Here is a 26,939-nt window from a genome sequence, read left to right as displayed (position 1 = left end):
ACGTTGCTCCCTGCACGTGCTAACACGTCCCCTGGCCGATGTTTCTGCCCCGAAACATACGGCTGTTAGCCCGCCCGTCATATGACTCGCGGGCTTTTTTCCTCTAATTCATGCGCTTGCAGCAAGCTCTTCAGATTTGATCTAGCTCTGGTTCCCACAGTGCCGGCCATATGGCGCGCGCGGTCATGCGCTTGTCGCGTGCTGCCATGTGGAAATTGACCCTCACTCCCTAATATACAACCCATACACGGCGCAGCGACAAGATAAGCGCGTTAACGATAGGGAGAAAAGACATGCACGAATTAGTAGAACGCATTAAAGAGCCGGAACTCTGCTACGTATTTGCCAAGAACGCAGCACGTCGAGGTCATCCGGAATTGGCCACCCAGGCTCACCGTCGCGCAGTAGATCTGCGAGCGGAGCGCCACGAGACAAACACCGACGCCGAGTTTGCTGCTGTCCGCGCCATTTACGCCTACGAGGAAGCGCTAAGCTTCAGCAAAGGCAAGCGCACCCGAGCCACCGGTACCTGGCAAATGGTGAATCGCCACGGTTTGCTCAACACCATTCACAAGCGCATCAGTGCCAAGAGTGGTGAGGACGTGGAAGCGGTACTCAAAGAGCTTGGCATGGAAGATTACAGTTTCGACGCGGTAGGCGCTGCCTACCCGGACGACATCCAGCGGGCTGCTGCTTAAGTCGTCCATAGCATTGGAGATCCCTACCTTGGCCCGCCTCAGCGTTAACGAGGAATAAACGGGCCCTTTTTAAATTTCGCGGCTGGCTTTGCACATGGCAACAGCGCGGCTGCACCCAGATATCCCATGTAGGTAGAATCCCTACCTTAGCCCGGCCTCGAGCCGGGCTCTTTTTTTGTACCTATCTGTCTAGTGTCTGTCATCAAACCGCGCTATCGCTCGTAACGAAAATGTACTAGATTCGAAGAGTCGATCTTAGACTGGACCACCATGGCAAACCCGATCAAAACCCGCGCAGCCGATCTGCGCGAGAGTGACCACTTTTACCCCCGCGAATTGAGCTGGTTGTCGTTTAATGAGCGCGTTCTGCAGGAGGCAGCAGACGAAAGTGTGCCCATTATCGAGCGTTTGCGCTATCTGGGTATCTTTTCCAACAACGGCGATGAGTTCTTTCGTGTCCGGGTCGCGGAGGTGCGTCGCCTGATCTCCGTGTCGTCTGGATCCAACCGTCAATACTTCAAGGACTTGCTGGTTGCCATCCTGGACAGGGTGGTGGAGCTGCAGCAAGAATTTGATCGCATCTATAGCGTGATTATGCAGGAGCTGGCGCGGCGCAAGATTTACCTGATTAACGAGCGCCAACTCGATGAGGGGCAGGCGCGGTATGTGCAGGATTATTTCTCCGAGAGGGTGTTGCCGGAGCTGGAACCCATATTGCTGCGCGAAGATCGCGCCATCCCTACCTTGAATGATGAGTCAATCTACCTGGCTGTCGACATACTGTCCGGTGACAGCTACAACTACGCGGTGGTTGAAGTCCCTACTGATCGCCTGGAACGCTTCGTCGAAATTCCCAGGCGCAAGGGCAAGGGCGGCAAAGTGTTTATTGCCCTGGATAATGTGATCCGGGCATGCCTGCCGCAGATGTTTCGCGGTGTTATTCCCGTCGATGAGGCGCAGGCATATTGCTTCAAGTTTTCCCGCGATGCCGAGTTGGAAATCGACACAGGTATTACCCAGAGCCTGATCGATAAGATGGCGAAAAGTCTCAAACAGCGCAAGAAGGCCGACGCGGTGCGCATGGTTTACGACAGCACCATTCCCCAGCGATTGCTCGACCATTTGTGTACCCGCTTTGGGTTTGGCAAATACGACAGCCTCATTGCCGGCGGTCGATATCACAACTCCAAGGATTTCATGAGCTTTCCCAATGTGGGGCCGAAATATCTCGAGCACAAACCCTTGCCGCAGATTCGGGTAGAGCGACTGGAATGTGAGAACAGTATTTTTGACGCAATTCGCGACAAGGATGTTTTTCTCTACTACCCCTATCACCCGTTTGATTATGTGGTCGATTTTCTCAAGACCGCAGCACTTGACCCGGATGTTACCGATATCAAAATTTGCCTGTATCGGGTCGCAAAGAATTCTCGTGTTATCGATGCCCTGGTAAACGCCGTGGACAATGGCAAGCGCGTGCTGGCCGTGGTCGAACTTGCTGCCAGGTTTGACGAAGAGGCGAACATCAGCTGGGCGCAACGGCTTACCGAGAACGGGATTAATGTCATCTTCGGTATTCCCGGCCTCAAAGTGCACAGCAAGCTGATTCTGATAGAGCGCCGTGAGGGCGGCTCACGACGTTATTACTCACATATCGGTACCGGTAACTTCAACGAAAAAACCGCGCGGGTGTATACCGATTTCACGCTGATGACCTACGACCAGAATGTCGGTAAGGATGTGTATAACATCTTCGATTTTCTGCAGTACAACTATCGCAGGCCAGACTATCGTTTGCTTCTGGTCTCGCCGCATAGCAGCCGACCTGGATTGTTGGCACTGATTGATCAGGAAATCGAGAACGCACGCGCCGGCTATCGCGCTGAGATGACGCTAAAGTGCAATAACCTGGTGGATCGTGAGCTGGTAAAAAAACTGTACGAAGCCAGCGCAGCCGGTGTCCAGGTGCATCTTATCGTCCGTGGTATGTGTTCGCTGCTGCCGGGTGTGAAAGGGCTGTCAGATAACATTCAGGCCATTAGTATCGTCGACCGGTATCTGGAGCATCCACGCGTCTATGTGTTCTACAACCGCGGTAATCCGCGCTATATGATTGGCTCTGCGGACCTGATGACGCGCAACCTCGATTTCAGGGTGGAGGCGCTGGTACCCATTTTTGATCAGGACGCACAGGAGATGATCCAGGGCATCCTCGATCAGCAGTGGCACGATAACGTCAAGGCGCGGGTGCTGGACGCAGACCTGTCCAATGCCTTTGCCGACAGCAAGAAGAAGGGCGCGCGAATACGTTCCCAGGAGAGCATTCACCGCTATCTTTCAACGGGCAAATTGCCGCGTTTTCCAAGCTCGAGAATGCGAGTGCCGGCCAAGCGCCGGCGCAAGAAGGCTGGTCTTTAGCGGTATCGCATCAACAGCGCATGGCCGCCGTCTTCGCCAATCCCGTGTCCTTCGGGCAGCGGTATGTGCACAACGTGACCTGAGCCTGGCGCAGCGTCCACGTCTACGCCTCTGCGGTTGGTAATGTTCTCCAGTTTGAACTGGTAATTCCCCGCAGGGCTGATCAGTTCCAGGGTGTCGCCCACCGCAAAGTGGTTTTTTACATCCACGGTCATGGTGTCGCCATCACAGGACAGGGCTTCGCCAACAAATTGCTGGTTCGGATTGCCCGAATGACCTACCGCGTAGTTCTGGTATTCACTCGGTACGTGCCGGCGATAGAAGCCCTCGGTGTAACCGCGATTGGCCAGGTGATCGAGCTCTGACATCAGCCCCATGTCGAAGGGCTTTCCTGCCATGGCATTGTCGATGGCGGTCCGATAGACCTGTGCAGTGCGCGCCACGTAGTAATGGCTCTTGGTGCGCCCCTCGATCTTGAGCGAGTGGATGCCCATGTTTACCAGCCGCTCAACGTGTTGCACCGCACGAAGATCCTTGGAATTCATGATGTAAGTGCCATGCTCATCCTCGTAGGCGGGCATATATTCGCCAGGGCGATTGCGCTCCTGGAGCAGCACCGGCTCATTGGCTTCGGGATGGTGTTGGTTGGCGGCGGCATCGACGGCAATGATATCGCCGGTATCCGTTTCGGTGGCTGCGTGGGTGTTGTACTCCCAGCGGCATGAATTGGTGCAAGCACCCTGGTTGGAGTCGCGGTGGCTCATATAGCCAGAGAGCAGGCAGCGGCCCGAATAGGCGATGCACAGCGCGCCATGAACAAACACCTCCAGCTCCATTTCCGGGCACTGTTGGCGAATGTCCTCGATCTCGTCCAGGCCCAGTTCACGGGACAGAATGACCCGGCTGATACCCTGCTTGTGCCAGAACTTCACCGTCGCCCAGTTGACCGCATTGGCCTGTACGGACAGGTGAATCTCCTGGTCTGGCCAGCGCTCTTTCACCAGCATGATCAGGCCGGGGTCGGACATAATGAGTGCGTCGGGTCCCATGTCGATAACAGGCTCCAGGTCGCGAATGTAAGAGCGGACCTTGTCGTTATGTGGTGAGATGTTCGACGCCAGATAGAACTTCTTGCCCATGCCGTGGGCTTCCTCTACCGCAGCGGCGAGATTCTCCAGTTTATTGAATTCATTGTTGCGCACGCGCAGGCTGTAGCGGGGCTGCCCTGCGTACACCGCGTCGGCGCCATAGGCGAACGCAAAACGCATGGATTTCAGGGTGCCTGCGGGGGAGAGAAGTTCTGGAGCAATCGATGTCATGAGGGCCGAACTGGTCAAAAAATAGGCGCGCATTGTACCCATATCAGATCAGCGCAACTAGTGTTTTGACCCCGAAAAAGGCACACTCAAGAGGCCTCAATTGACCGGGAGAGCCCAATGGCAGGTTCCAGCTTACTGTTGCTGATCGATGACATTGCCGCGGTATTGGACGATGTGTCGCTGATGACAAAAGTGGCGGCCAAGAAGACCGCTGGTGTACTCGGTGACGATCTTGCGGTGAATGCCGAGAAGGTGACCGGTGTCAGGGCCGAGCGGGAACTGCCAGTCGTATGGGCGGTGGCCAAGGGCTCGCTCGTGAACAAGGCGATTCTCGTCCCACTGGCCTTGCTGGTCTCTTTCGTGGCCCCCTGGTTGATTACCCCCGCACTCATGGCCGGTGGGTTATTTCTGTGTTTTGAAGGCTTCGAGAAGATCGCCCACAAGTTCTTACATAGTACCGATGATCACGAACAGGCAAAAGCTGCGAGGCTGGAACAGGTGGCCAAGTCTGACGTCGATCTGGTCGAGCTCGAGCGGAGTAAGATCAAGGGTGCTGTGCGCACTGACTTTATTCTCTCGGCGGAAATAATCGTGCTCACCCTGGGCATTGTGGCGGAGGCGGATCTCGTCACCCGGATTGGTACGCTTATTGGCATTGCTTTCATTATGACGGTGGGCGTTTACGGCCTGGTGGCCGGCATCGTCAAGCTCGATGACGCGGGATTGTATCTGCATGAAAGTGAAGGCGAGGGCCTCTGGGCGCGCTTCAAACGTTGGTTTGGCCTGGGCCTGATCAAGTTCGCACCCTGGTTGATGAAGGCGCTGGGCGTGATCGGTACGGTTGCGATGTTTATGGTGGGTGGTGGAATTCTCGTCCACGGTATTCATCCGCTGGCGGTTGCCGTTGAACAACTTACGGCGGGTTTTGGTCCGGTATTGGCGGCCATTACGCCGACTATGGCAGGCGTGGTGATAGGCATGATTGCCGGTGCGCTGGTGGTTGCGGTTGTTGAGGGAGGGAAAAAGCTGCGCCGCGCACCGGCCAGCTAGCTGCTCTGGCTTTCGCGGCGGCGCTGCTCGGTGCGCTGCAAAATCGCTTTGCGCTCCTCGATGTCGGCATTGTGCCAGCGGTCGCATTCGTCCGGGGTGCGAAAACAACCACTGCAAATACCGTTAACCAGACTGCAGTTATGCACGCAGGGTGACTTGTGAATTTTGTCCTCTTCGCTGCGATGCCAGTCTGCGGCCATGATTGTCCCTACCTCCCGTTTTCAGGAGGTAGAGACTAGCAAAACCGCTGCGATCAGAGCCATGCTCAACCGGCAGGTTTGGCCTCAGGACTGGCTGCAATGGCGCGCTTGCGGGTGATGTAGGCGTCGACCTGCTCTTCAAGCACATTGAGGGGTACGGCACCGTTGCGCAGCACCGCCTCATGGAATTCGCGAATGTCGAAATCGTCCGCCAGGGCCTGCTGGGCCTTACTGCGTTCCTCAAGAATCTTCAGCATGCCGATCTTGTAGGCGGTTGCCTGGCCAGGCATGACGGCGTGTCGCTCAACCATCTTGACCGCATCGCCTTCCGCGTTGGGCGTGTTGCTGACATAGAACTCGATGGACGCTTCGCGGCTCCAGCCTTTGGCATGCATGCCGGTATCTACGACCAAACGCACGGCACGCCACAGTTCCATGGCCAGACGGCCGAAGTCAGAGTAGGGGTCCTGATACAGGCCGATTTCCTTGGGCAGCAGTTCTGAATACAGTCCCCAGCCTTCGCTGTAGGCGGTGACGCCACCAAACCGACGGAACTTGGGTAGGTCGCCCAGTTCCTGCTTGATAGCAATTTGCATGTGGTGGCCGGGCAGACCTTCGTGGTAGGCCAGTGCCTCCAACTGATAAGTGGGCATTTGCGCCATGTCGTACAGGTTGGCGTAGTACTTGCCCGGACGCGAGCCGTCGGCTGAAGGCATCTGGTAGAACGCCTTGCCGGCTGATTTCTCACGGAAGGGCTCGACGCGCTTTACTTCGAGCTCGGCTTTGGGCTTGGTAATAAACAATGCATCGAGGCGATCTTCCATGTCCTCGAGCACGAAGCGGGCGTGTACTAGATATTCCTCGCGGCCCTCATCTGTATTGGGCAGATAGAACTGGTCGTCGCTGCGCATAAACTGCATAAATTCCTGCAGCGTGCCCTCAAAGCCGACCTTGTCCTTGATGACACGCATTTCGGCGTGAATGCGCTCAACTTCCGCGAGCCCCAGGGCGTGGATTTCGTCGGCAGTCAGCTCGGTGGTGGTATTGCGGGCCAGACGGTTTTTGTAGAAGCGTTCGCCGTCAGGCAGCTTGCGCACGCTGGCTTCGTGAGTGCTTTTTTCCTGCAGGTTTTCCAGGTACACAATCAGATCCTGGTAGGCGGGCTGGAAGCTCGCTACCAGGGCCATTTCGGCGTCGCGCAGGAGCTTATTGCGCTCATTGTCGGAGATGTCCAGGGCGCTGACTTTGGCGGTAAAGTCGGCCATCAGAGTGCTGGGCTCGCCACCTTCGAAGGGCGCACCTACCAACAGGTTACGGGAATCCGAGATCACGTGGGGGAGCACAAAGTCGGGTGCGATGACGCCTTTGTGTTCACGAATCTGTAGCTGCTCAATCAGCTGTTGCATGAGCGGTTTCACGCCGTTGATACGAGCGATATAGGCCTGTGCGTCGCTGACCGAAGCAATGCGGTGCTGGTTGATCAGAAAGGCGGGAATCTCGGAGTGCGTACCGAACATCTGGTTCACCGGGTAGGTGTGGTGACGCCAGCGGTAATCGCTAATGCTCTCTTGCAGGTCCTGCTCCATCAGGCGATAGCTGAGCAGGGTCTGGTCATCGAGCAGGTCGGTATTAATCCCTTCCAGTGATGCGAGGTCGGCTTTGTCGTGAGCCAACTCACTGGCGTAGCGCTCCTCGGAAATCGGCGTCCACTTGTCGTAGTCAGTTTTGATACCAAGGTAGGTCTGGTACTTGGGGTCACGGGCAATACGGCGATCGAAGATATCGTCGAACAAGGCATTGGCCCGGGCCGATTCGCTCGCCTGGTCGGCTGAGAGGGATGTTTGAGAAGGTTGTTCGCTGGAGAAAACAGGGGTTACCAGCACAGCCGTGCCTAGCAGGGCGACAAGAGCCGCTCCGAGTACAGTTCGGGACATATTGTTGCTACCATCTTCAGGAAACGCGACCGCGAGTTCGGATAAGAGCCCGGCGATGGCATTTGCGAGAAATTTAGCCGGGATTGCCGGCCGTTCGGGGCGGACTATACACCGCCAATGGTCAAAAAACCAGCAGTCGCGAGGCGTTGAGAATCAATAACAAAAGGGGCTATTTCATGGTGGTTTTACACCAGTATCACATGTCGCCGTTTAATCAGAAATTACAGCGAATGCTGCGCTACAAAGGCATTGCTTTTGAGGAGCGCTATTGGCTGTTGGTAGAACAGGGCAAATTGAAGCGCGAGCACAATCCCATCGGCAAATTACCGGCGATAGAACACAACAGCGAATGGGTGTGCGACTCCACAGACGCGGCGCACTATATCGAACAGCAGTTTGCTGGCCCATCGCTCATTCCTGAAGATCCCGCCCTGGCTGGCATGGTGCATGTGCTGGAGGACTGGGCCGATGAGAGCCTGTATTTTTACGAGATGCACATGCGGTTTACCACAGAGCATAACTGGGAGCGGAACCTGCCGCGGATGTTTGAGCGCGAGGGATGGTTTCTGAAGTCGGTGCTTGCGGGGAAAATGCCGGGGCAGATCCGCAAGGGAATTCGCAAGATCACCGCGACTCAGGGTATTGGTCGCAAGTCAGAGCGACAACTGCTTGTCGACTGTCGCCGTCACATTAACGCCGTCGCTGGCATGTTGGAGCAGAGTGACTTTTTGGTTGGCGGTCAATTGACTCTGGCCGACCTGGCTGTACATGCGATGTTTTCCTGTTTCCTGGACACAGTGGAGCTCGAAGCCATGATGCAGGAATATCCCGGGGTAGTGGCCTGGATGGCGCGTGTTGAAGCGCTTACCGGCCCGCAAGCTACTTGAGTAGCGACCCCAGTACACCGCGAAACAATTCCCTGCCCGCAGTAGATCCGAGGCTGCGGGCAATGCTTTTCAGGAACGCTTCACCGACACTCTGACGGCTGCTGGAGCGGGACTTCGTCTTGCCCTGGGCCTTCTCCGCACGTTTGCGCATTTCTTCTTCCTGCTGGGCGTCGAGGCGGGCCTGGGTTCGCTCCGACAGCACCTCGTGAGCAGAGCGTGGATCGACGGGGGTTCCGTAGCGACGCATGTTCGGGTCGCGATCCAGCAGCGCTTTGCGCTCGGCCATGGTGGCTTTGCCCATGCGTGACGAGGGTGGCCTGATCAGTACCCGCTCTACCGGCGAGGGCACCCCTTTTTTTTGCAGGGTGGATACCAGCGCTTCGCCCACACCTAACTCGGTAATTGCGGTGACGGTATCCAGTTTGGGGTTGGCGCGGAAGGATTCGGCGGCTACACGGACCGCTTTCTGTTCCTTGGGTGTGTAGGCGCGCAGCGCATGCTGAATGCGATTACCCAGTTGGCCAAGCACGCTGTCGGGAATATCGCTGGGGCTCTGGCTGACAAAATAGACGCCGACGCCCTTGGAGCGGATCAGGCGCACCACCTGTTCGATTTTCTCCAGCAGCGGCCGTGGGGCGTCCCGAAACAGGAGATGAGCTTCGTCAAAGAAGAACACCAGCACAGGTTGTTCGGGATCACCCAGTTCCGGCAGGGTCTCGAACAGCTCTGACAATAGCCACAATAGAAACGTCGAGTACACCCGCGGGCTCATAATCAGTTGATCGGCTGCCAGAATGTTAATGATGCCGCGGCCATCGCGTGCCACCTGCATAAAGTCTTCCAGCTCCAGTGCCGGCTCGCCAAAAAACTTCTTGCCGCCTTCGCGTTCCAGCATAAGTAGGCGACGGAGAATGGCATTAATGGATACCTTTGATACGCCATAGCCGGCGCCCAATGACTTGCCGCTCTCGCCGAGGTACTCAAGTGTGGTGCGCAGATCGGTGAGATCCACCAGCAGGATGCCCTCGCGATCAGCGAACTCAAATACCAGGGTCATGATGCTCTCCTGGGTTTCATTGAGGTCGAGCAGTCGCGACAATAACTGTGGTCCCATCTCGGAGACTGTAGAGCGTACTGGCGTACCTTTCTTACCGAACAAGTCCCAGAACGCCACCGGATAGGCGTGCTGGCTAAAGCCCTCGATGCCGATCTTGGCAACGCGCTCGTCAACTTTGGGGTGGGGCTTGCCGGCCTGGCTCATGCCGGAAATATCGCCTTTTACATCGGCCAGGAATACGGGCACGCCCAGATCCGAGAAGCCTTCCGCCAGACATTGCAGCGTCACGGTCTTGCCTGTACCGGTGGCTCCGGCCACCAGGCCATGGCGGTTGGCAAATTTTGGATCCAGGCCAACCTGGCCGCTGTCGTTACCGCCGATGAGAATGCTCATGCTGGATGTCCCTGAGGTATGCAATAACTTTCAGAGTATATTCAAGCGCGGCAGCTTGCCAGTTTTTAAGTCGCTGCTAGATTGAATAATCAGGGAGGGCCGCTATGCGTTGGCAGGATCGTAGAAGAAGCGACAACATTGACGACCGTCGGGGTGATGGCCCCAGCTATGCGGCCGCCGGAGCGGCGCCGCTACTCTTGAGATTTCTGCCCGGGCTACTGCGTAGCAAGACCGGACGGGTGCTGCTTATCGGTGGCCTGTTGGTTATCTTCGGCGGCAGGATGGTGGGTGTCGACGTACTCGGCCTGTTATTCGCCGGCGGGCAAACCGGGTCCGGCCAAGCCAGTTTCAGTGAAGAAGAGGAGCAGTTGGCCGATTTCGTCTCGGTCGTGCTGGCGGAGACCGAAGATACCTGGAATCAGGTGTTCACCGCCTCCGGGCAACAGTATCGCGAGCCGACCCTGGTGTTGTTTAGCGGCAGGGTTAATTCAGCCTGTGGCCTGGCCAGCGCCGCGGTCGGTCCGTTTTACTGCCCGGGTGACCAGAATCTGTACATTGATCTTAGTTTCTTCAACGACCTGGCTCGCCGCCACGGTGCCCCAGGTGATTTCGCCCAGGCCTATGTGGTGGCACACGAGGTCGGGCACCATGTGCAGACGCTGCTGGGAATTAGCCAGCAGGTGCACGCCGCCGGCAGGGGACGGAGTAAGGCCGAGGTGAATGCGTTATCGGTACGCCAGGAGTTGCAGGCTGATTGCTTCGCCGGTATCTGGGGCCACTTCGCCAACCGCAAGGCGCAGATACTCGATGAGGGCGATCTCGAAGAGGCACTTAGGGCGGCCAGCGCGATCGGCGATGACCGTTTGCAGCGCGAGGCCGGCCAGCGCGTCGTTCCTGACAGTTTTACCCATGGTACATCCGAGCAGCGTGTGCACTGGTTCAGGGTCGGGTTTGAACAGGGCTCTGTGGACGCCTGCGATACCTTTTCTGCGCAGCGGCTATAGGCACCTGTCGCCTTTTCGAACGCGTCCGTAAGGCGACAGATGGAGCGCAATGAGTGGGTGATCCATGATGCAGGCTCAGACATTGGAGAGCTGCCATGACTTACGCCAAAGCCATCGAATACCGTATCACACGCAATTTGCTTGCCCGGCGTTCCGGGCCTGCCGCCTCGCCCGAGACCCACCTTGCGGAGCGGCTTATTGCCATTGGCGCAGTGACCACCGCGTTGTTGCTCGGCGGTAGCTATCTCCCGGAACTGGTGACCGCTGCGATCGCGGCCAGCGGCCTCTGGGTGACCGCGGCAGGTTGAGCATGCCTAGCGCAGCAGCCGGTCCATGCCTTGAATAAAGTCCTGCTTGCCGCCGTAAGACGGATGGCGGATTGCGCGAAAGGATTGGTGGGGGAGCGCGCGCTGTATCGCCTGTGCGGCCTTGCCGCCGACGGCGCCGATCCGATCCGGTTGGTAGGCAGTTATCAGCTGCTGCATAAATGTTTCGCCGGACTTGAGTTCTGCCGCGCTCGGCGCACGATTGGAGTAGGGTTGGCCGGGCAGGTGAGGGTGAAACGGCAGGGCGTTCCAACACAAGGGGATGCGCCGTCGCCCGGCTAGATACTCCCAAACGATACTGGCCGTGGCTTCGGCCAGGTCATCATTAATCTGCAACTGCGGGCGCAGTGTTTGCCAGAACGGATGCCGTGACTCCCTGACCAGCCGCGCGCTGCTGAACGGCAGGCCCGTGAAGACGCCGCCGCGATATCCCAATGCCTCTCCCACCAGCAGTACCCTGCGTCCGGGCTGTGCGAAAATCTTGCGCAGGTAGACCCGCAGATTGTCGCGATACGCTGCTGCGTGATAGGGATTTGCCAGCTGTGCGGAGCGCGGAAATGCGGCAAGCTGGTCGATGAAACTGTCTATGTCATCCATATGGTGTATATATACCACGATGGAAGATGCCGTTATAACACTATCGCTGCCGCGCCTGGCGCTGGCTTTTGTTCCCGTATTTATCGCCCTGCTCATCTTGTGGCGGTGGTCATTCGGCATTGGCAACGCACTCTATGCGCTGGGTCGAATGCTTGTGCAGCTGATGGCGATAGGCTATGTGCTGGCGTGGATATTCGGGGCCGATAATGGCTTGCTGATCGCCCTGGTGCTGGCCATTATGATGACCGCATCGGCCTGGATTGCGGTTGGATCGGTGCCTGGCCGGCGCTTGCAATTGCTGGCGGACTCGTGGATTGCCATAGTCACTGGTGGCGGTTTGACGCTGGCGCTGATTACCCAGCTGGTGTTGTCGGTGGACCCCTGGTACGTGCCGCGCTATGTCGTCCCGCTGGCCGGAATGGCCTTTGCCAACAGCATGACCGCGGTGAGTCTAGCAGCGGAGCGCCTGTTCAGTGAACTTGAACACGGTGTCGAACTGGCGCAAGCGCGGATAAAGGCTTACCAGGCGGCCATGATTCCTGTGATTAACGCCATGTTTGCAGTGGGTCTGGTCTCTCTGCCGGGCATGATGACTGGACAGATACTGTCGGGGGTTTCACCACTGGTTGCGGCGCGTTACCAGATCATGGTGATGTGTCTCATTTTCGCAGCGGCGGGTATTTCGACTGCCGTCTTCCTGGCGCTGGTGATGCGCAGGTTGGCAAAAGAACGCTGAATCTAGTCGGGCTTGTCGTCGTCACCAAACCAGCTGTCGAGTTTGGCAGCGGTTTTGGCACGTACGTCGTCATTGATGTACTGCGCTACCGCCGCAATCGCCAGGGCAAGTACACCCAGATCGTCGGCATAGCCAACCGCAGGGGTGAGGTCAGCGATGGCGTCGATAGGCACGATAAAGTAGCCAAGCGCTCCGGCAATAGTGGCCTTCGCCCAGGCCGGTGCGTCTTCTTCCTGCATGGCATAAAACAGCAGCAGGGCGTTCTCGACAACTTCGCGACCGGCGGACTTTGCGTAGCCGGTGAGCTTGCGCCAGAAATTCTGTTCGCTGTAGGCGTCCTGGAATTCGTTCTGATCTTTCATGATGTCAGCCAAATAGCCACGGCTCGAGTTCATCCCGATTCGCCACGATAATCTGTTGGGCGGTGGGGTCACTGAGTTGCTCGCGGGGGTTGATGTGCAGCAGGCGCAGCGCGTAGGGAACCAGCTTGCCGCGGGTGGTGATCCTCAGTTCGCCACCGATCATGCCGTAATCACATTCGACAACTTCGCGCTGGGCCGCGTTGAGTCGCGTATCCGGGGTAATCTGGATGGTCGCTGTGGTATTCCACTCCACGTCGCCAGTAGCGCCGTGCTCGGATTCATCCATGAGTTCCGGCGTGTCGCGAAACCGACTCAGAACGAAATCCCGGTATTCCTGGTTCTTCTCGCACCAGGCGCGCACATGCCAGCGCAGACCGGTGTACACCAGCGTGTGGGGCACGATGATGCGGCCTTCACGGTCGGGGTTGTTCAGCGATACATAATCGCAGTCCAGGCGCCTTTGTTGTCGCGCCGCCTGCATGATCGGGCGCAGCACCTCCGGTTTGACGTCGCGAACGGGGTGCGCCAGTACCTCGACATTACTGACATTAAGCGACAGCGATTCGAACATATTCAGCAGTTCGTTGTTGCGCGCTACAAGGTGCAGGTATTCGTCAGCCAGACCGCGAGTGACCTGAGGCGTAAAGCTCTCGGTAGGTTTGTAACCCTTGAGATACTTGTCGTATTCGAGATTGTCGATGCCGACTTCGCGCAGGTAAGTATTGATGTCCTTGCTCGCCTGCTGTCTGCCGATGCCAAAGGTGTCGCATAAATGGCGCGTGGTGAGCCGACCCTCCCAGAGCGCAATGGTTTCGATGTAGCGATAACGCAGCAGCAGGTCCCAGCGAAAAGGCCATTTTGATTCTGCCTGGGGCATGGAGTTCTCCAACGGTCGAGCCCATCAAATACCCGTATACGGCGGGTACATGTCGTGATTATAGCTAGAGTATAATACCTGAACCCGCTAGCAAATCAGTTGTCTGCACTGTCATGCCTGTTTTTCGTCTCCGGGCGCTATTCTGCCTGCCCATGCTGTCCCTTTGTCTGCTGTTGATCACACCGCAGGCCTCGGCAGTGCGCCTGTCTATGTGTCAGGGCAACTTCGAGGCCATTCGCGGACCGGCGTATCAGTTTGCACTTCAATCGGCACCGGGCAACGTTGATCCTCTCCTGGTGCGCGATATCGAGGTGGGCGCACGTGGCATCTATCAGCACTGGGAGGCGTTGCTCGCAGCCCCGGTACCGTTCGTGGTTGATGTGCGCCTTGAACTATTCGCCGATGCTGGCGCTTTCCGCCAGCGCAAGCAATCGCTGGTGCCCGAGCTTCCTGAGGTGACTGGTTTCTATGCCTGGGAGCCGCGTCTGGCGGTGGCTTTGCTCGACGCGTCCTCTGTGGAGTCCCGTCATCGCGCGTTACACGAAATCTCGCACCTGATTACTGTCTCGCAACTCGGTGGCGCGCCGCACTGGCTGGCAGAGGGGTTGGCGGAGGTGCATGAAACCATCGTAGTGACGCCCCATGGACCGGAATTTCATGTCAATCCAAGGCATCGGCGGTGGCTGGCGGTCGCGGCTGCGCCTTCTCTCACGGAATTGTTCAAGGCGCCCTATACCGCCTGGACCGCCCCCGACAGCCAGCGGCTGTATGCCCTGTCATGGTCTCTGGTGTATTTCCTGCTGCAGTCATCGGAGGGCAGAGGGGCGTTGGGCTTCACCCTGCAGCAGGCGTCGACCCATTCCTGTGGCAGTTACGATGCCGGAGGGTTTCTGGTTCGATCCTACCCGGGCGGCGCCGCAGCCCTGCAGCGCGACTGGGCGGATTGGCTGAGGTCTGTATAATGCGCCGCTCTCCCCACGCCCGGACGCCGCCGCATTGAAGTTTCTGTCCCTGACAACACTGCGTGAACTCGCGCGCCTGTCGCTGCCCATGGTGGTGTCGCAGGGCACGTTTGCGGTGATGATATTCACCGATCGCTTCTTCATGTCAGACCTCAGCGCGGCCCATATTGCAGCGGCGCTAGGGGGCGGCGTGGCGGCGATGTTCTGCCTGTCGTTCTTCACCGGGTTGATCAGCTACGCAAATGCCCTGGTCGCACAATATCAGGGAGCGGGGCGCACGGAGCGCTGTACCGTGGTGGTCACTCAGGGTGTATACCTGATTGCTCTGGCGCTACCCATCATCGCATTGTTGGGAGTACTCGGTGGCACTGCCTTTGACAAGATTGGGCACGATCCAACCCTTGTGCCCCTGGAGCGCGCCTACTTTTATACGCTGCTCGTTGGTGGGCCCTTTATGTTGGGCAAAACCTTGCTGGCTTGTTACTTCGTGGGCATTGGTCGATCCAAGGTGGTCATGTTTGTGGATGTGATTGCCATTGTGGTGAACGTGCCCCTGACCTGGGCGCTGGTGTTCGGCCACGTCGGTCTTCCGCCACTGGGTATTGTTGGTGCCGGTGTGGGCACACTGTGTGCACAGGCGCTGGCTATCGCGCTGTTTCTGTACTTTTACGGCGATCGCAAGCATGTCGCCCAGTACTCTGTGCGGCAAAGCTGGGGCTACCATCAGGGCGTGATGAAGCGTTTTCTGCGGTTGGGGCTACCCTCGGCAACCGAAGCGTTTATGAACACGGCGACCTTCAACGTGTTTCTGCTCATGTTTCAGTCCTACGGCGTTGCCGAAGGCGCTGCCATCGCGATCGTGTTCAACTGGGATATGCTGTCCTTTGTGCCGATGATTGGCTTGAGTATCGGGGTGGCGACGCTGATGGGGCGCTCCGTGGGTGCCGGTGATATCGCCCGTGCAAATCAGCTGATTTCCTCGGGTTTTATCATGGCGCTGGGATACTCGAGCATTCTCGCCATACTGTTTTTCACGTTCCGCATTGAGCTGGTAGACGTATTTGCCACGCCGGACGAAGAGTTCGCGCAAGTCAGGGAAATGGCCCAGGCCATGATGCTGGGCTTGTGTACGTACATGTTAGCGGACGCCACGATACTGATCGCCGGTGGTGCGCTGCGCGGCGCCGGTGATACCCGCTGGGTCATGTTGACATCGACCTCACTGCACTTTGCCATGCTGGCCGCTCAGTACCTGGTGATTGTGCATTGGCAGATGTCGCCGCTGGCATCCTGGTGGGTGCTGGTCGCCATGTTGATCTCAATCGCCCTGTGTTTTGTGGTGAGGCTTAGAAGTAGTCGCTGGCGGCGTCCCGAGCGGTTGGCCCGGGTCATGGCCGAGCACTGAGGCAACGCTGTACCTGATTACAGCGTCAGGAATCTGCGCCAAAGCCCCTCGTTGCCTTGATTGCGCGCCCGCGCAATAAGAAGCTCGCCCAATTGCGTATCGATCTCGTCCGCCACCTGCTGACGAATATTCTGCAATTGCCGTTTACCCGGCGTGCGCCCCTTGAATTCAGACAGATCGACGGGATTGCCAAAGCCGATGTAGCAGCGTTGCGGCCTTGGGAATAGCGTGCCCAGAGCGCCCCTGGGTATGGGCGGCAACATGTCGGCGCGGGTATTGTCGTCCAGCAGGCCTGCGCGGCGCAGGAGTTTGCCCAGGGACGAGTGGGGGATGTCTTCGCCTTCCATGAGATGGGCATAGAACTCGTCCGGTCCTACCACCCCAAAGGGCATGATGGTGTAGCCCTGTTTTGCTGCGAGCTTGACGAAGCCATAGCGTTCTTTCCACTGCAGTTCATACATCTGGCGTGTGGGCTTGACCGCTTCGTGCGCGCCTCCGGGAAACACCATCAGATCTTCACCCGCGTCCATCAGCGCAGCGCAGACGTCAGGGTGTCCCATTACCGGCCCAAAGCGCAGCAACGTGTCGCCGATGGCCGGTACCGTAAACAGGAATTTGTCTCCCAGGCCACGGACAAAGCGGTTGAGCTCCTTAAGAAAGATCGGCCCCAGCACCCAGCCGTCCAGGGCGAACAAAGAGTGGTTGCCGACAAACAGACAGGGTTTGTCCGGCAGGTTGTGCTCACCCAGTACGACGGGATCGAACAGCGTTTTCACGACTTTATAGGACGTTTCAAGGGCTGCGCCCCGGGGTGGACGTGCAGCCAGGGCCGACTCGATGTGATGAGCCAGTGCCTGTTCTGTTCCCAAGGGTTGGTTGTCTTTATCGAAAATGGGCATGCGCGCTAATCATTAGAAATAAACGGACATTATAGTCGCTCACTTGTCCGACAGCAGTGATGTATTCACACCGATTGCCGGAGCCGATGACTGTCGCGCTGTGAATCGCGGCACTGTAAGCCGTTGGTCAGCCCTCCCTGGCACTGGCACTGTGCGGCAATGCCGCTGCGAGCGATTCTCCCAGGATGGCGCTATAGGTTGCCTCGAGCTGATGACAGCAGGGCCGAATCCGTCGCATGTGTTCTGGGGGTATCGGCGGCAGAACCGTGATTCGAATGGTGGCGGGCTTAATCACTCTGGCGCCTTTCGGAAGCGCGTCTTTCACGTTGTGCAGCACAATGGGAATGACGGGTACGCCGGCTTTGCGAGCGAGTACGAAAGCCCCCATTTTGAACGGCTGGAGCTGCCCGAGAGTGCTTCGCGTACCCTCTGGCGCAATAACCAGTGACCTGCCGCTGTCGAGAGTGGCCATGGCACGGGCGATAACGTCACTTTGATCCTGCTGTTCTCGATCGACGAAAATGGTGTCCACCTGTTTGAGTAACGGGCCGATGATCGGCGAGGAGGCCATCTCCTGCTTACACAGTCCAACGACGTCGTCGCGGAGCAGGTGGGCAAGCACCACGGCATCCAGTAGACTCTGGTGGTTGAACACGTAAATAGCCGGCGCTGAGCGCTGCAAGTGTTTGCGCCCCTCTACCTCGTAGTTAAGTCCGGCACAGCCTGATCCCACGTCACCCAGTAGCCGCGTCATGAGGTTTGCATTCTGGCGGGCCGTTGCGCCCATCCACGACGCAGCACGGCCGGTTAATGCAGTGGCCAGTAATGTCTGTGCCAATGCGCCGGTGCGCAGCACCTGGCCGAGATCGGGCCGGCCGCGACTGGAGAACGTGAGCTGCGGCCAGCCCTGTTCGCTGGCATGGTCTGCAAGTCGGGTGGAAGGGTTGACTGCCACCGGGTTACCAACCGCTTTGAGTAGTGGCAGGTCTGCGCTGGAGTCGGTGTAGAAGTAACAGCGAGACAGCCTGGTTTTTCTGCGCCGTGCCGCGCGCCGGGCCGCCAGGGTTTTTCCCTCGCCATAACACAGCGGGGCTACGACTTCGCCAGTGAACTTCCCACCTTCGACCACCAACTGGCTACAGCAGATGTCCTCAATGCCGAGAATGGCCGCCAGTGGTTCAACCTGATAGCGCGACGCCGCTGTGACAATCACCAGATGGTGTCCCGCCGCGCGATGCGTTTCCACCAGCTCAATGGCTTCCCTGTAAAGCGTGCGTTCAAGGTGATTGCTTGCAGCACGCCTGCCCAGGGCATAAAGGGTTTCTTCGGTAACTCCCGTGAGGGCTCGTGCCACCCGTTTTACCAGCCGATGGTAGTTGCCGCCAGAACCATCGGCACGCTGTTGAAGCACCTCGCGTACCAGTCGTGAGGCATTGGCCATTTCTCCGCTTGCGGCCGCGTGACGCGCGGTCTCACGAGCGAGGGCGGTAATCGAGTAGCCGCTGATCAGGGTGCGATCCAGGTCAAAGAAGGCAATACACCCGGTCTGACCAGGACTTTGGGCGGCAATGCCATCGAGGTGCTCAGTAAACGAGGTCATCGGTGTTTCTCCCGTAGAAGCTGTCACTCGTGCGGCTTGGTGGATACGTGCAGCAAGAACCTTGCCATAGCTCCATTATCCGCTGTGCGTATGACAAAGCCGTGACGGAGCCATCTTTTGCACTTTTAGAGTGAACGAGCGCACCAAGTAGGTGCGCGAGTGCGGTAACGTGGTCAGCGGCAGCGGGCTTGGTTAAGATGCCGCTATGAATATCCCCGCAATTGCAGACCTGCCCATTGCCAAAGTGCTCAGCGAGCTGGTGCTGACCCTGGCCGGGCACCATGAGCTGGTGTTACAGGCTCCTCCCGGTGCCGGTAAGACCACGGCAGTTCCTCTGGCGCTGCTGGATGAACGCTGGCTCAAGGGGCGAAAAATTCTCATGTTGGAGCCGCGCCGTATGGCCGCGCGTTCCGCCGCCGCGCGAATGGCCGAGTTGCTCGGTGAAGAGGTAGGCGAGACGGTGGGTTACCGGATTCGCCTGGATGCCTGTGTTTCCGAGGCGACGCGCATCGAGGTGATTACCGAAGGTATTCTGACCAGGCGCTTGCAGAGCGACCCTGGCCTGGAAGACGTTGGGCTGGTGATATTTGACGAATTTCATGAACGCAGCCTCGACTCGGACCTCTGTCTGGCGCTGTGCCTACAAGGCCGTGAACTGTTCCGCGAGGAAGATCCTTTGAAGCTACTGGTGATGTCGGCCACTCTGGACGGCGACGCAGTAGCGACGTTACTCGACGGTGCGCCCGTGGTGACATCAAAAGGGCGGCAGTATCCGGTGACCACCCTCTATCGACGCACCTTGAAGCTCCAGGAGGCGATAGCGCCGCCGGTGACTGACGTGGTTCTCGATGCCCTGGCAAACAGCCAGGGCAGTGCACTCGTCTTCCTGCCGGGGCAGCGCGAAATTCGTGCGGTTGCCAGGGATCTCGGTGCCAGGCTGTCAGCATACCCGGAGGTAGATGTATGTCCCCTCTATGGCAGTCTCAAGCTCGAACAGCAGCAGCGGGCCATAGCGCCAGCACTCGAGGGGAGGCGCAAGGTTGTGCTCGCAACGAACGTGGCAGAGACCAGCCTGACCATAGAAGGCGTCACGATAGTGATTGATTCAGGGTTGGCGCGTGAACCGATGTTTGACCCGGTGACCGGCGTTACCCGACTGGTGACTCGCCGCGTGTCCCAGGCCTCGGCAGAGCAGCGCCGCGGGCGGGCAGGGCGGCTTGCGCCGGGAGCCTGCTACCGGCTCTGGTCCGAGGAACAGCAGGGGCGGCTGGTGAGTCACAGCAGCCCTGAAATTCTGCAGGCGGATCTGGCGCCGCTGGCACTGCAATTATTGGCCTGGGGCGTTAGCGATCCGCAGGAATTGTGCTGGCTGAATACGCCACCGCAGCCAGCCTGGCAGCAGGCGATCAGTGTTCTCGAACAGTGTGGTGCGGTCTTTACGCACCCCCAGAGCGGTTTGCAGCTCACTCCACATGGGGTCCGCCTGGCGCAGGTGCCGTTGCATCCCAGGTTGGCCCACATGCTCCTGGTGGGTTGCGACATCAAGGCCAGGGAGACTGCCTGCCTGCTGGCGGCGGTGCTGTCCGAGCGCAATCCGCTGGGCAACGAAAGTGCCGACATTGCAGACGCTATTGCGCTGCTGTTAGGCGAGGGTAAATGTCCCGAGCGCCTGCAGGGCTGGTTTCGTCGGGTGTGGCAATTGGCCAGGCGTTACGCGCGTATCGCCACTGAAGTACATCAGCCACGGGGTGCAGGTTTTGACGTGGGGGCAGACGATGTGTGCGGTATTTTGCTGGCCAGTGCGTATCCGGACCGGATAGCAAAGCAGCGTAGCGAAGGCCAATACCAGTTGGCTAATGGTCGCAGCGCCAGTGTTGATCGTGGGCAGGCCATTGCCGGCGAAGCCTGGTTGGCGGTGGCGGATATTGGCGGCGAGCGTGGCAGCAGCACTGACCGGATTTACAGCGCTACGCGCTTAAACCCGGTGTGCTTCGACGGCATCCTCGCAGAACTGGTACGTCGCGAGGACCTGGTTGAATGGGACCAGCGCGAGGAACGCTTCAGTGCCCAGCGGCGACGGATGGTAGGCGCAATCCAGCTGAAGTCGTCACCGTTGCGGGAAGTGTCTGACGAGGCCAGGGGCGAGGCGCTATTAGGTGTCGTCCGGCGACGCGGCCTGGATATCCTGCCCTGGGATAGTGACACGCTACAATGGCGCGCCCGGGTGCAACTCTTGCACGATAGCGTAGCCGAGGAGGGCGGTGATAACCCCTGGCCCGATCTTCGCGATGCGGCGTTGCTTGCCACGTTGGAGCAGTGGCTGGGGCCCTGGCTGGAGCCTGTGCGCAAGCTTGACGATTTTGCCCGCCTGGACTTGCAGGCCATTCTGACCGGTATGCTCGCCTGGCCATTACCGCTGGATCTGGAGCGGCTGGTACCTGAGCGCATCAGTGTGCCTTCCGGATCATCAATTCGGGTCGACTACACCCAGCATCCACCCGTGCTGGCTGTAAAACTCCAGGAAATGTTCGGCTGTGAAAGTACGCCCACCGTCGCCCACGGCAAAGTCAGGTTAATGGTTCACTTATTGTCACCTGCACAGCGACCACTGCAGGTGACACAGGATCTCGCCGGGTTCTGGCGCGGTAGCTATCAGGATGTGAAAAAGGAAATGAAGGGGCGCTATCCCAAGCACCCCTGGCCGGATGACCCGCTGCAGGCCCCGGCGACGCGGCATACCAAACGCCGCAGCGACGCTTGAGTCAGCGCCGGCGGCCGGGTTTGCGCTTCGGGGTGCGGGGCAGGCCGTTATGCTGGGTGGCAAAGGTCTTGCTGCCGGGCTCAACCACGGCGTGACGACGCCCGGGTTGGCGCGGCGGCACCAGGTGCATTTTGCCATTGCCGATCAGATCCGTTCGCCCAAGCTTTTTGAGTGCCTTGCGCAATACTGGCCAGTTCTCCGGGTCGTGGTAGCGCAGAAACGCCTTGTGCAGACGCCGCTGGCTCAGGCCGCGCACCGTAGGCATGGTGTCGCTGTCACGGGTAATGCGCTGTAGCGGGTTCTTGCCGCTGTAGTACATGGCCGTGGCGCTGGCCATTGGCGACGGGTAGAAGGTCTGCACCTGGTCGGCGCGATACTTATTGCGCTTCAGCCATAAGGCGAGGTTCATCATATCACGATCCGAAGTGCCGGGGTGAGCGGCAATGAAGTAGGGGATGAGATACTGTTCTTTACCCGCAGCCTTAGAGTATTTCTCAAACATGGCCTTGAACCGGTCATAGGTACCAATGCCAGGCTTCATCATTTTGCCCAGCGGCGCATCTTCGGTGTGTTCAGGCGCAATCTTCAGGTACCCGCCGACGTGGTGGGTGACCAGCTCCTCGACGTATTCAGGGGTTTCCACGGCTATGTCATAGCGTAGTCCCGACGCGATGAGTACTTTCTTCACGCCGGGCAATTCCCGCGCCTTGCGGTAAAGCTCTACCAGTGGTTTCTGGTTGGTGTCGAGGTTTTTGCAAATTCCCGGGAACACGCAGCTGAGCTTCCGACACTTGGCCTCAATCTCCCGGCTCTTGCAGGCTAGTCGCCACATATTGGCGGTGGGGCCGCCGAGATCGGAGATGACGCCGGTAAAAGCCGGCGAGGTATCGCGAATCGCTTCAATCTCGCGCAGTATCGAATCTTCCGAGCGGTTCTGGATAATGCGTCCTTCGTGCTCGGTGATTGAGCAGAAGGTGCAACCGCCAAAGCAGCCTCGCATGATGTTCACCGAGTGCCGGATCATCTCATAGGCGGGAATACGTGCATCGCCGTAGCTGGTGTGGGGGAGCCGGGTATAAGGCAGCTCGAACACCCAGTCCAGCTCGTCGGTCTCCAGGGGGATAGGCGGTGAGTTCAGCCACACTTCGCGGTCGCCGTGCGCTTGCACCAGCGGTCGCGCATTGTGCGGGTTGGTCTCCTTGTGGAGCACGCGCGATGCGTGGGCGTAGAGCACGCTGTCGTCTTTGACCTGTTCATAAGAGGGAATGCGTATTACGCCCGGCCGATCGTCGTCGACGCGGTCGAGGATTCGCACCACATCTTCGCCCTGCTGGACCGCGATTTCATCCGGCTCACACTCAGGGCCCTGCGGGGTGTCGTAGGGGTTTATCTTTGGCTCAACCGCACCGATCGGGTCGATTGAGCTGGAGTCGATGACGCGCCAGCCTTCCGGTACGCGTTTGCGGACAAAGCCCGTACCGCGAATGTCGCGGATATTGTGCACATCCTCGCCATCGGCCAGTCGATGGGCGATGTCGACAATGGCCCGCTCTGCGTTGCCGTACAACAGCAGGTCGGCGCGGCTGTCGAGCAGGATTGAGCGACGGACCTTGTCACTCCAGTAGTCGTAATGGGCTATCCGGCGCAGGCTGGCTTCGATACTGCCAATAATGAGCGGTACATCTTTGTACGCTTCACGCACGCGTTGGCTATAGACAACCACAGCGCGGTCAGGCCGCTTTCCGCCCTCGTTGTTCGGGGTGTAGGCATCGTCATTGCGCCGCTTGCGGTCCGCTGTATAGCGGTTAATCATCGAGTCCATGTTGCCCGCAGCTACGCCGAAGAACAGGTTGGGCTTACCCAGGCGCTTGAACTCATCGGCACTGGTCCAGTCTGGCTGGGCGATAACGCCTACCCGGAAGCCCTGCGCTTCCAGGGTACGACCAATGACGGCCATGCCGAAAGAAGGGTGGTCAACATAGGCGTCGCCCGTGACCAGGATGATGTCGCAGGAATCCCAGCCGAGCGCGTCCATCTCTGCCCGGGTCATGGGCAGCTCGGGGGCTGGGCCGAAACATTCGGCCCAGTACTTGCGATATGAGTGGATGGGTTTGGACATGCGCGCCACCGGGGGTTATGGGGCGCGCATTATAGCAGAACCTGGGGTCAGAAATCCTTGCGTAAGGTGAGACCCCAGGTGCGGGGTTCTTCGTAGTAGGCAATGAAGCGACCGGTCTGGGCGGGGCGTCTGCAATCGTCCCTGTGTATTCCTCATCGGTCAGGTTACGACCCCACAAGGTGACGTAGGCATCCCAGGGCTCGTAGCGCAGTCCAGCCCGTACGTTGATGAGGTTGTAGTCACCATCGTACTTCACCGGGTCATTGTTCACGTCGGTCATGCGATCGTCGACCCAGGAGTATTCGCCGTAGATGAAGCCCGTCATGGTGTCGCTGAGCGTGAAATCTTGGTTGACGGTGAGTACCACTACATTCTCTGCGTTACCGGACAGATCGCCGCCAGAGATATCACAGCTGCCATCTTCGTTCAGCCCGGGAGGGGCCTCTCCGGTATGCCACGGGGTACCCGTCCAGCAGGGGCCATTTTCAAAGTCGCTGTATTCACCGTGATTGTAGGCATAACCCAGGGTCAGCGTAGTGCTGTCTGTCGGCGCCCAGTAGAGGTCAGCCTCGAGGCCGTAGGTTTCGGCGACACCGGCATTTGACAGGAAGAAACCGCCACCCTGGAACGAGCTGGTCTGCAGGTCGTCCGTGTCGGTGCGGTGGATGGCCAGGTTCAGACGCATGGCCTGTTCCGGGAAGTCAGCTTTCATGCCGACTTCGTAGGATTCAGATTCCTCGGCATCGAAGAGCGGGTTGAACTGCTCTTCAATCCGGTCGGCGTTGACCCCGCCCGACTTGTAGCCGGTGCCGTAGGAGGCATACAGCATGACGTCGTCATTCATAAACCAGCTGATTTTGAGGGCGCCGGTTATGCGGTCGTCGTCAAAGCTCTCGCTGAGATCATCCTGAGGTGTCAGCGGGGCGAAGAAGTAAAAACCCCAGTTGTCCTGGGAAAAGTCCAGGGAGGGAGGCGCATCGTCGGTGTAGATGTTCTCCAGGTCCTTGTCTTCGTAGGTCCAGCGAAGGCCGGCGGTCAGGATCAGGTCATCGGTAATGTTGTAGTCGACCTGACCGAAGGCCGCGTAGCTGGTGTGATCCTGGGTGTTTACGTCGAAGGATCCGTCGCCACCAATAAAGGCATTCGGCGACAGGCCGATGATGCCGCTCAGATCGCTACCCACGATTGTCTGGCGGCTGTTGTCCAGCTCCTGTTCATAGTAGTAGAGGCCGGCGACGTAACTGAATCTGTCAGACTCATTGGCAATGCGCAGTTCCTGGGTGAACTGGTTCTGCTCAGCGTCGTTGATGCGATAGGCGCCATCGACAGAAGTAAATGCAATATCGGCATCGTCAAAGGAATCGTGCTCGCGATACGCGGTAATGCTGGTCAGGGTGAAGGAATCTGTTTCCCAGTCAATCTGCACGGATAAGCCGCTGTCTTCGTTCTGTGAGACCGGGGGGCGAGCCACAGCGACTTCGCGATCGTAGAAGTCATCCTGGTCGACAACGGTGCCGCCGATATTGACGATATTGGTGTCGGTACCGAAGACCGGTGCCGAGCCCGGGGGCAGGTCCTGTGCGACAAAGTTATTCTTGAAAGAACCGCTTGCACAGCAGGTTTCGTCGACTTCCGAGTAATCGGCGATTACCCGTACGGTGACAGAATCTGTTGGCAGGTAAAGGGCCTGAAGACGCGCGCCCCAGCGGTCGCGATCGTTAATCACGTCATCGCCGCCGTCGACGATGTCGATGTAACCGTCGCGCTGCATACCAAAGCCGGTCACCCGGAAGGCCAACACATCTTCAATGGCGGTGAAGGACTTGGCGCCACTCAAACCATACAGGTCGTAGTCGCCAACGGTGCCTTCAATGAAGCCGGTGCCCTCGAAATCGGGCATGGCTGTCGACATGGTGATCGCGCCGGCCGGGGTATTACGGCCAAACAGCGTGCCCTGGGGGCCGCGCAGGACCTCGATGCTGGAAATATCCACCAGGTTGTTAATCATGGAACCCTGACGCGCTCGGTAAACACCGTCGACATACAGCCCCACTGAGGGTTCCAGTCCGAAGTTCTGGCTGCTGGTAAATACGCCGCGAATCGCAAAGGTGGTGGTCGTGGATGTCTGGCTGGCACCAACGCGCAGGCTCGGTGCGTTGACCTGCAGGTCGAACATGTCCTTGACGCCGGACTTCTCCAGTTGCTGGGCAGAAAATGCGGTTACGGCAACAGGGACGTCCTGCATGCTCTGCTCACGCTTCTGGGCGGTAACGATCACTTCTTCCAGCTGGCCCTGGGCCTGGGCCAGGCCGGGCAATAACAGCAGCGTAGCTGAAGCCACAGCGGTGGAGAGTACAGCGGGTTTGAACACAGTCATTTTAATACCTCGTTAGATACAGCGGATAATCGTTATTAGCATAATTAATTGTCGGGCTTGTGCCCCGGCGCGGGTAGCTCGCTGCCACAGTTCCTACAGTAGTGCGCATGGGGATCAGTTTCAACACTGGCACATGTGGAACAATTGCGTGAGCGGCGGGTAATGCGTTCGTTCTTCAGGGCCTGGGCCAGGGTGAGTTCAGCGGTGACTATGCCGGTGGGCACCGCGATGACCGCGTAGCCGATCAACATGCCGATGGATGCGATAAACCGTCCGGCAGAGGTGAGCGGTACCACGTCGCCATAGCCAACGGTGGTAATGGTCACAATCGCCCAGTAAATGCTGTGAGGGATGCTGTGAAAACCGTGTTCGCTGCCTTCAATGACATACATTAGGCAGCCGAAGATAGTGGCGAGAATGATCATCAAGGTGAAAAAAACGAACACCTTGCGCGCACTGCGACGCAGGGCGGCAGCGAGTTCATTGGCCTCGCGCAGCAGCGAGAGCAGGCGCAGTACCCGAAAAATTCGCAAAATCCGCAACAGGCGGATAATCAGCAGTGGTGCTGCCTGGGGCAGGATCAGAGACAGATAAGTGGGGGCGACAGCGAGCAGATCGACGATGCCGTAAACACTGCGTGCGTAGGCGCTGCGATTGGGCGAACACCACAGGCGTAAAATGTACTCGATGGTGAAAAACAGCGTAAAACCCCATTCTGCCCTGAGAAACAGGTGGCCATAGTCAGCGTGGTACTCCGGAATAGAGTCGAGCAGCACCACCGCCACGCTGGCCAGTATGAGGGCGATTAATACGATATCGAAGGTTTTACCGGCAGGGGTCTCCGTGCCAAAAATGACATCGTAGACCTGCTTTTGGCGCGCTGTTTGTTCGCGTACTGCCATAGTGTGATTTTTTACTTTTCCCAGGCTCGCGGCTGTCTCTATATTTAACACCCCGA

General features: G+C 58.3%; 22 protein-coding genes. 10 read left to right on the top strand and 12 right to left on the bottom strand.

All coding sequences use genetic code 11. From position 1 onward, the window contains the following. Positions 1-293: 293 nt before the first annotated feature. Together BST95_RS13125 and ppk1 are read left to right on the top strand one after the other, a co-directional pair. Entirely contained in the window at positions 294-698 is a 405-nt protein-coding gene (locus BST95_RS13125) for a hypothetical protein (RefSeq protein ID WP_084200056.1), read from the top strand. A gap of 270 nt (positions 699-968) precedes the next feature. Next, complete coding sequence (gene ppk1 / locus BST95_RS13120; RefSeq protein ID WP_084200054.1) at positions 969-3,116, top strand: polyphosphate kinase 1; 2,148 nt, start codon at positions 969-971, stop codon at positions 3,114-3,116. Here the strand turns inward: ppk1 and trhP are convergent. Continuing rightward, a complete protein-coding gene (gene trhP / locus BST95_RS13115; RefSeq protein ID WP_084201169.1) occupies positions 3,113-4,426 on the bottom strand; it encodes a prephenate-dependent tRNA uridine(34) hydroxylase TrhP in 1,314 nt (437 codons plus the stop codon). The two genes, ppk1 and trhP, sit on opposite strands and share 4 nt — an antisense overlap. A gap of 126 nt (positions 4,427-4,552) precedes the next feature. Here trhP and BST95_RS13110 point away from each other — a divergent pair, with 126 nt between their 5' ends. Next, positions 4,553-5,485, top strand: coding sequence for a DUF808 domain-containing protein (locus BST95_RS13110; protein WP_084200052.1), 933 nt, complete (start codon positions 4,553-4,555; stop codon positions 5,483-5,485). Here the strand turns inward: BST95_RS13110 and BST95_RS13105 are convergent. Further along, positions 5,482-5,685, bottom strand: coding sequence for a DUF1289 domain-containing protein (locus BST95_RS13105; protein ID WP_084200050.1), 204 nt, complete (start codon positions 5,683-5,685; stop codon positions 5,482-5,484). The genes BST95_RS13110 and BST95_RS13105 overlap by 4 nt on opposite strands. A gap of 65 nt (positions 5,686-5,750) precedes the next feature. Further along, on the bottom strand, positions 5,751-7,619 hold the full coding sequence (locus BST95_RS13100; protein ID WP_084200048.1) for a DUF885 domain-containing protein: 1,869 nt from the start codon (positions 7,617-7,619) through the stop codon (positions 5,751-5,753). A gap of 176 nt (positions 7,620-7,795) precedes the next feature. Between BST95_RS13100 and BST95_RS13095 the strand changes: the two genes are divergently transcribed. Next, entirely contained in the window at positions 7,796-8,506 is a 711-nt protein-coding gene (locus BST95_RS13095) for a glutathione S-transferase family protein (RefSeq protein WP_084200046.1), read from the top strand. On the opposite strand, the gene BST95_RS13090 is transcribed toward BST95_RS13095, so the two are convergent. After that, positions 8,499-9,956, bottom strand: coding sequence for a helicase HerA-like domain-containing protein (locus tag BST95_RS13090; RefSeq protein ID WP_084200044.1), 1,458 nt, complete (start codon positions 9,954-9,956; stop codon positions 8,499-8,501). The two genes, BST95_RS13095 and BST95_RS13090, sit on opposite strands and share 8 nt — an antisense overlap. A 104-nt stretch (positions 9,957-10,060) precedes the next feature. Here BST95_RS13090 and ypfJ point away from each other — a divergent pair, with 104 nt between their 5' ends. Together ypfJ and BST95_RS13080 are read left to right on the top strand one after the other, a co-directional pair. Beyond that, positions 10,061-10,960 carry a KPN_02809 family neutral zinc metallopeptidase gene (ypfJ, locus tag BST95_RS13085; protein ID WP_084200042.1) on the top strand — a complete coding sequence of 300 codons (900 nt, stop codon included), beginning with the start codon at positions 10,061-10,063 and terminating at the stop codon, positions 10,958-10,960. Positions 10,961-11,055: 95 nt separating this feature from the next. Further along, positions 11,056-11,268, top strand: coding sequence for a hypothetical protein (locus BST95_RS13080; RefSeq protein WP_084200040.1), 213 nt, complete (start codon positions 11,056-11,058; stop codon positions 11,266-11,268). Positions 11,269-11,274: 6 nt separating this feature from the next. On the opposite strand, the gene BST95_RS13075 is transcribed toward BST95_RS13080, so the two are convergent. Beyond that, the gene (locus BST95_RS13075) at positions 11,275-11,883 is read right to left on the bottom strand and encodes a uracil-DNA glycosylase (protein WP_169843939.1); all 609 of its coding nucleotides are present in this window, start codon (positions 11,881-11,883) and stop codon (positions 11,275-11,277) included. Here BST95_RS13075 and BST95_RS13070 point away from each other — a divergent pair. Then, positions 11,873-12,619 carry an ABC transporter permease gene (locus BST95_RS13070; RefSeq protein ID WP_229801872.1) on the top strand — a complete coding sequence of 249 codons (747 nt, stop codon included), beginning with the start codon at positions 11,873-11,875 and terminating at the stop codon, positions 12,617-12,619. The two genes, BST95_RS13075 and BST95_RS13070, sit on opposite strands and share 11 nt — an antisense overlap. A 2-nt stretch (positions 12,620-12,621) precedes the next feature. On the opposite strand, the gene BST95_RS13065 is transcribed toward BST95_RS13070, so the two are convergent. Both BST95_RS13065 and BST95_RS13060 read right to left on the bottom strand, forming a co-directional pair. Beyond that, entirely contained in the window at positions 12,622-12,981 is a 360-nt protein-coding gene (locus BST95_RS13065; RefSeq protein ID WP_084201167.1) for a YkvA family protein, read from the bottom strand. Positions 12,982-12,985: 4 nt separating this feature from the next. After that, a complete protein-coding gene (locus tag BST95_RS13060) occupies positions 12,986-13,858 on the bottom strand; it encodes a helix-turn-helix transcriptional regulator (protein ID WP_084200036.1) in 873 nt (290 codons plus the stop codon). 152 nt (positions 13,859-14,010) lie between these two features. Between BST95_RS13060 and BST95_RS13055 the strand changes: the two genes are divergently transcribed. Together BST95_RS13055 and BST95_RS13050 are read left to right on the top strand one after the other, a co-directional pair. After that, a complete protein-coding gene (locus BST95_RS13055) occupies positions 14,011-14,820 on the top strand; it encodes a hypothetical protein (RefSeq protein WP_084200035.1) in 810 nt (269 codons plus the stop codon). 34 nt (positions 14,821-14,854) lie between these two features. Further along, positions 14,855-16,225, top strand: coding sequence for an MATE family efflux transporter (locus BST95_RS13050; RefSeq protein ID WP_229801876.1), 1,371 nt, complete (start codon positions 14,855-14,857; stop codon positions 16,223-16,225). 17 nt (positions 16,226-16,242) lie between these two features. On the opposite strand, the gene BST95_RS13045 is transcribed toward BST95_RS13050, so the two are convergent. Continuing rightward, positions 16,243-17,124, bottom strand: coding sequence for a lysophospholipid acyltransferase family protein (locus BST95_RS13045; protein WP_084200033.1), 882 nt, complete (start codon positions 17,122-17,124; stop codon positions 16,243-16,245). A gap of 127 nt (positions 17,125-17,251) precedes the next feature. Continuing rightward, positions 17,252-18,724: an HAD-IB family hydrolase gene (locus BST95_RS13040; RefSeq protein ID WP_084200031.1), complete on the bottom strand. Its 1,473-nt coding sequence runs from the start codon at positions 18,722-18,724 to the stop codon at positions 17,252-17,254. A 205-nt stretch (positions 18,725-18,929) separates the two neighbouring features. On the opposite strand from BST95_RS13040, the gene hrpB reads away from it, so the two are divergent. After that, a complete protein-coding gene (gene hrpB / locus BST95_RS13035; RefSeq protein ID WP_084200029.1) occupies positions 18,930-21,485 on the top strand; it encodes an ATP-dependent helicase HrpB in 2,556 nt (851 codons plus the stop codon). Between the two features lies 1 nt (position 21,486). On the opposite strand, the gene BST95_RS13030 is transcribed toward hrpB, so the two are convergent. From BST95_RS13030 to BST95_RS13020, 3 genes are read right to left on the bottom strand one after another with little or no spacing between them, the layout of a single operon-like run. After that, positions 21,487-23,535: a YgiQ family radical SAM protein gene (locus BST95_RS13030; RefSeq protein ID WP_205737409.1), complete on the bottom strand. Its 2,049-nt coding sequence runs from the start codon at positions 23,533-23,535 to the stop codon at positions 21,487-21,489. Further along, positions 23,459-25,981: a TonB-dependent receptor gene (locus tag BST95_RS13025; protein WP_205737271.1), complete on the bottom strand. Its 2,523-nt coding sequence runs from the start codon at positions 25,979-25,981 to the stop codon at positions 23,459-23,461. The genes BST95_RS13030 and BST95_RS13025 overlap by 77 nt, the downstream gene beginning before the upstream one ends. A 44-nt stretch (positions 25,982-26,025) precedes the next feature. Continuing rightward, positions 26,026-26,883 carry an ion transporter gene (locus BST95_RS13020; RefSeq protein WP_084200025.1) on the bottom strand — a complete coding sequence of 286 codons (858 nt, stop codon included), beginning with the start codon at positions 26,881-26,883 and terminating at the stop codon, positions 26,026-26,028. Positions 26,884-26,939 lie beyond the last annotated feature (56 nt).

Source organism: Halioglobus japonicus (genome assembly GCF_001983995.1).
Lineage (GTDB): Bacteria > Pseudomonadota > Gammaproteobacteria > Pseudomonadales > Halieaceae > Halioglobus > Halioglobus japonicus.
The sequence above is the reverse complement of the archived record's forward strand: the minus strand, read 5'-3'. Positions and strand labels throughout refer to the sequence as shown.